This window comes from Stutzerimonas stutzeri (assembly GCF_024448935.1).
Taxonomy (GTDB): Bacteria; Pseudomonadota; Gammaproteobacteria; order Pseudomonadales; family Pseudomonadaceae; genus Stutzerimonas; species Stutzerimonas stutzeri_AO.
The window spans coordinates 1-1,329 of record NZ_JAMOIE010000227.1; the positions used below are offsets into that span (position 1 = coordinate 1).

1 protein-coding gene is annotated in these 1,329 nt (G+C 66.4%); it reads right to left on the reverse strand.

Features of this window, described 5'->3' with window-relative positions; all coding sequences use genetic code 11:
* On the reverse strand, positions 1-1,329 hold a 1,329-nt coding region (locus NA637_RS25010; RefSeq protein WP_256075266.1), incomplete at both ends, for an IS1634 family transposase.

Here is a 1,329-nt window from a genome sequence, read left to right on the forward strand (position 1 = left end):
GCCACAGCTTTTCGGCATCCCAATCGGTTTCGCTGCTGCGCAGGCAGTAGACGCCGGGATGGCTGAGCGAGCTGCCTTCGATGGGCTGGCGGCGGTAGCGCAGTGCCACCGCGTTCAGGCCTTCTTCGTCGGCCTCCAGTTCGATCACGTAGTGCTGTCCGATGCCCCGGGTGCCGGCCTTGAGTCGACCGATACGTTCCCACAGCTTGTCGAGGCGCTTGGTGGTGCGCGGCTTGCCCAGTCCCTCGGCGATCTTGTCCAGCTCCCCTTCGAAGCGCCGGGCAAAGCGCTCGCTGATCGCCTCTTCCTTTTTCGCCCGGCGCTCGGAATGACAGTACAGCCTGACCTCGCTGCCATCGTCGGACAGACACTTTTCCAGTTGCAGGCACTCGCCCGCCGCGTTCTTGATCGTCGTGGCTCGCTCGGGGTCGAAGCGCCGGCCACGCTCGCGACTGACCACCAGATAGCGGTAGCCATTTTGCTGCAGCCAGGCCAGGTTCTGCTCGGTGGCAATGCCGCGATCCATCACCACCAGGGCTCCAGCGGGGGCCTGCAAACCGCTGAGCATCTCGGCCAGGGTCTGCCCTTCGCTGACGTTGCCGGCAAACACTTCGCTGCGGCGAACGAAGCCGCTGCCATCGAGCACCAGCCCCAGCGTGACCAAGGGGCAGTCACTGCGCTTCTCCTTGGAGTGGCCGCGCCTCGCCTTGGGGTTGGTCGCCATCTCCCCTTCGAAATAGGTGTTGGTCAGGTCGTACAGGGTCACCGTGGTCGACAGGCCGAACAGATTCTGCAGGCGCGTGAACAGGGTCGTTTCCAATAGCGCTTTCGACGCCAGCAGGCGATCGGCAATGCGGTACAGTGATGACAGACTCAGGCTCTCAAAGTCCACGTCCAGCAACTCGCCCAGGCCGCTGCGCTCGCCCAGCCAGGCATGGGTGGCCAGCTCCGAGCCCGGCGCGGCCATGCGGCCGATGATCGAGCCCAGGGCCGCCGCTCGTTGCGGCCCGGTAAAACCGAGCGCCCGCAACAGCCCCTGAAAATCCACCTGCGCCATGGCCCACAAGGCCGCCGCTTCTACCCCGACCGTGCGCGGGCGCACCAACTCCAGCGAGTCCACCAGCACCGACTGGACATCGGCGCCCTGGACCGGTTGCGCAGCCGCTCGTTCGGCTGTCTCTGCGGCCGACAACGGCGCACGCTGGGCAATCAGCTGCGCTGTAATGCGCTGGGCATGGCGCTCCACGGACGCCGGGCAGTCCTGCGCGAGCAATGGTGCCTGGCCCGCGAGCAATGCCTCGATGCGGCCGCACAGCGCGGGCCAGTGGG